Source organism: Hymenobacter agri (assembly GCF_054778495.1).
In genome coordinates this window covers 1-3540 of record NZ_BAAGZM010000457.1, presented here as the reverse complement: position 1 = coordinate 3540, position 3540 = coordinate 1, and the positions used below count along the sequence as shown (strand labels likewise).

Annotated in this window: 3 protein-coding genes and 1 tRNA gene; 2 read left to right on the top strand and 2 right to left on the bottom strand. The window is 56.6% G+C overall.

The features are described 5' to 3' along the window. Positions 1–4: 4 nt before the first annotated feature. Entirely contained in the window at positions 5–664 is a 660-nt protein-coding gene (locus tag ACYVDE_RS17600; protein WP_460502856.1) for an HAD family hydrolase, read from the bottom strand. A 99-nt stretch (positions 665–763) separates the two neighbouring features. Here ACYVDE_RS17600 and ACYVDE_RS17595 point away from each other — a divergent pair. Both ACYVDE_RS17595 and ACYVDE_RS17590 read left to right on the top strand, forming a co-directional pair. Beyond that, positions 764–837, top strand: a tRNA-Ile gene (locus ACYVDE_RS17595). Positions 838–1272: 435 nt separating this feature from the next. Continuing rightward, on the top strand, positions 1273–2883 hold the full coding sequence (locus ACYVDE_RS17590) for a T9SS type A sorting domain-containing protein (RefSeq protein WP_460502855.1): 1611 nt from the start codon (positions 1273–1275) through the stop codon (positions 2881–2883). A 134-nt stretch (positions 2884–3017) separates the two neighbouring features. Here the strand turns inward: ACYVDE_RS17590 and ACYVDE_RS17585 are convergent, their stop codons facing one another. Next, positions 3018–3371 (bottom strand): hypothetical protein, encoded by a 354-nt coding sequence (locus ACYVDE_RS17585; RefSeq protein ID WP_460502853.1) that lies wholly within the window; start codon positions 3369–3371, stop codon positions 3018–3020. Positions 3372–3540 lie beyond the last annotated feature (169 nt).

The window sequence follows — 3540 nt, the reverse complement described above, 5'->3', positions numbered from 1 at the left end:
AGGCTCAGGCGTGGGCGGCGGGGTATTCTCGGGGAAAGACACGGAGGGCTTCGGGCAGGGCGGTGGTGAGGGTGAGGGGCGGAGCCAGGTGCAGCACCCGCAGCCCCAGCCGCCGGGCCGTGGCCACGTGCTGCGGGCTGTCTTCGATGAACAACACGTCTTCGGCCCGCCAGTTCATTTCGCGCAGCACGTGCCGGAATATTTCCTCGCCCGGCTTGCGCAGGCCCACTTCCTGCGAGTAGAACACGCGGTCGAGCACGTCGGCAATGCCGTGCCGGAAGCCATACTGCCCGGCCAGCCGCCGGTTGATTTCGGCAATGTGCAGCGCGTTGGTATTCGAGAGCAGGGCCGTTTGGTGCCCCTGCCGGCGCAGCTCGGCCACCAGGGACAGGCGGTCGGCCGGCACGTCGAGCAGCATGGCGTGCCAGGCCGCGTCGAGTTCGTCATCACTGGCTTCCAGCGCATACGCTTCGCGCAGCCCGGCCCGAAATTCGGCGGGTGTGAGGTGGCCGGTTTCCAGCTTATCAAACAGCTCGGCCTGGCTGGCCTGCGAGAACTCGATGGTGCTGCCCGCGCGGCTCAAGCGGCGCATAGCGGCGGGCGTAGCGGCGTAGTCGATGTCGATAAGGACTCCGCCGAAATCAAATAACAAATGAGGAAGCATGCGGTAACGTTGGTTTGGCAGCGGCGAAGGTCGTACTTTTGTAGCGTTGGAGGGCCGGCAACGGCATGGTTGAGGTGAAAGATGACTGCCTCCAGCACCGGGCCTATAGCTCAATCGGTTAGAGCAACTGACTCATAATCAGTAGGTCCTCGGTTCGATTCCGAGTGGGCCCACGAAAAAGCCCCTTGCAGCAATGTGAGGGGCTTTTTCGTGGGTTGCACCCAAAAATGCAGGCGAAATATAGTTGAAATAGGGGACTTATTGTGCCGATTATGGATAACGAACTACGGTGCTGTTATGCGAAGAAGGCCTTTTTACTGCACTTGTCAAGGTATAGTTCTTCTTTGCCTTCGAAGAGGGTGGGCATAACCGGCTACCTGACTATGCCGCGTTCGTGTGCTGCTAAGGCAGATGTCATAAACGGCTGCGTTTTACGGTAGCGGCAACAGCACAAGAACCTGCTGGGAGGCTGTAAGGCCAGGGTAAGGAGTAAAGTGCAATCAAATAGTCGTATTGCTTATGTCTGAAATGGGCACTGATTGTCCTTGAAAATGCATAAGGTACGGTGGAGCTTTGCCCAGTCTTTTCACTAACCACTTTCCGATTCTATGAAAACACTAGACTCTTTTAACGCCCCGCGTCGGGCGTTACGCCAGTCACTTGCCCCCGCTCTGCTAGGGGTGGGTTTCCTACTGCCCAACCACTCGGTGGGGCAAGCAGCAAATAGTTGCAACAAGTTGCCCAATCCGGATTTCGAACTGCAAAATGTCTCGCCCCTGTCGGGTGCAGCGGATAATGTCAGGAGCTATTACAGCACCCACGACGAACTAACCGGCTGGAAATCCTTCAACAATCCCGCTGGCTCTGCTGGAAAGCCAACCTATTTGGCAACCAATGCCCCTGCCGGTGCGCTCAGCAATCCTTTTACCAATAATCCTACGGGAGGCTCTGCTTCTCCATTCGATTATCTCGGCACCCCTTTTACACCCTACGCATACGATGCGTCAAATCCAGCGGTACACAACGGAGCAATTAGTATTCTTGCCGTGCTAAACGCTTCCTCAACGGGTGGTTCACAAGTACAGTATCAGCAAGACCTCATTTCGCCTGCTTCGCTCTTAACGTTAAGTCCAGGGGTATATTATTCGAGTTTCTTGGCTTACCGTGCTGACGGGGTGGGGGCAACAACCCTTGGCATGAAGCTCACGAATCCTGATAGCTCGGTCCCATCACCTAATCCCACGCAAAGTAATCCTTTACAGAATGCTGCTTGGACCCGCGTTTCTGGAAAAATTACGGTGCCCGCCGTTTCGCCCACTTATACAAATCAGTGGAACGTGATTATCGGTAATTTGGCAGGGGGCAATGCATCTAGTCTCGTCAGGGTACGTTATCATATTGATGAGGTCGAACTCTACAAAATTCCCACGGCTGGCCCGCCCGCTTCTTGTTCGGGCGGAAATGGCACCGTCACTATCGGCGAGGGATGCCACATCCCCAACGCAACTTATGAGTGGAGCAGAAGTAGCAGCCCGGGCATTGTTCTCGGTACGTCGATTACCCTTTCTGCCGACCTCTCGGACACTTACACGTTGAAGGTAACCTTGCCGGATGGTTCTACTTATCCTTCTTCTGTAACTGTGACTGGCTGTGCTTCACTGCCCTGCCCCAAACCTCCCACACCGGAGTTCACGGTCACTAACCCCAATTCCTGCCTTTCGCACCAAGTATATTTTGCACTCACCAATCGCGACCCGGCATACAGCTACACTATAACTGCCTCAGACGGCGCACAGGCGATTCCTGCTGTCATTGCCGCAACGGCCGGGGCTACTCCCGGCACGACCTCGTCTTACCCATTTCGCATCAAAACAGGTACTCCACCTGTTTCTTACGCGACTTTTACTGTCACTGCCACCCGTACTTGTAATAGCACTTATTCTCCTTCCTCGGCCAGTTCTTCAGCCAGTGGCGGGGCAGATTTAAATAACTGCGACACTGAACCCCTCGCACGTACTTACCCTAACCCTTCCAGCGAGTCGGTAGCCATACCTACAGGCGCCACAGAAGTTGTACTGCTTAACGCTCAAGGCAAAGCCGTGGCCAAGCCGGATAAAGAAGGCAAACTTGACGTGCGCGACCTGCCCGCTGGCCTTTACAACCTGCGGATGAAACAAAAGGGCAAGTTAATCAACCAACACATCGAGGTAACGCACTAAAAAAGCATCGCGCCTCTATACCAACAGCCCCGGCCTCTCTCAAAGAAGCCGGGGCTGTGTGGTTATTTGTTATAGACAATGCGAATAGCGAATTAAGTATTCGGGCCGCGTTAGTAATAGCTTATCCACCATAACTAACCCGGCCGCCTCTGCCACGGCAGCCAAGCGGCAAACTTGAACCGTGCTATGAGCCATTCCCACGCCACGATGCTCAACACGCCCACCCCCGCAAATACCCACCACGGCAGGCTGCCCTGCTTCGTGGTGGCACTGGCCGTAGCGTTCGGGGCCGTAGCTGCCGCGCCACCTTTCTGGCCGGCCTTGCGGTTGTCGGTGGCATTGGCCACGTTGCCGCGGCCCTGCTGAATGATGACGGTGCCGGCCTTCAGCTTGCCGATGGTAGTACCAGCGGGCAGCGTGATGGTATCGCCGGCAGCGCGGCCCGCTCCCAGCACCCCGGCGAACTCGCCTCGGGTGCAGGCAGCCAAAATGAGCGCAAAAAATAGAAGTAGGGGGCGCATATCAGTTCCAGTCAGAGAGGCCATCAATGGCCCCGATGGGATAGAGCGTTCGCTTCAGCCCCGCTGTGGGTCCACTGCCTTCGTTGCCGGCCAGCGTGTACAGCGAGCGCGGCGCCCGGCCGGCCCGCACCGGGCG

Coding starts and splice junctions, on each gene's coding strand:
- ACYVDE_RS17590 (WP_460502855.1), top strand. CDS start 1,273: ATGAAAACACTAGACTCTTTTAACGCCCCGCGTCGGGCGTTACGCCAG.
- ACYVDE_RS17600 (WP_460502856.1), bottom strand. CDS start 664: ATGCTTCCTCATTTGTTATTTGATTTCGGCGGAGTCCTTATCGACATC.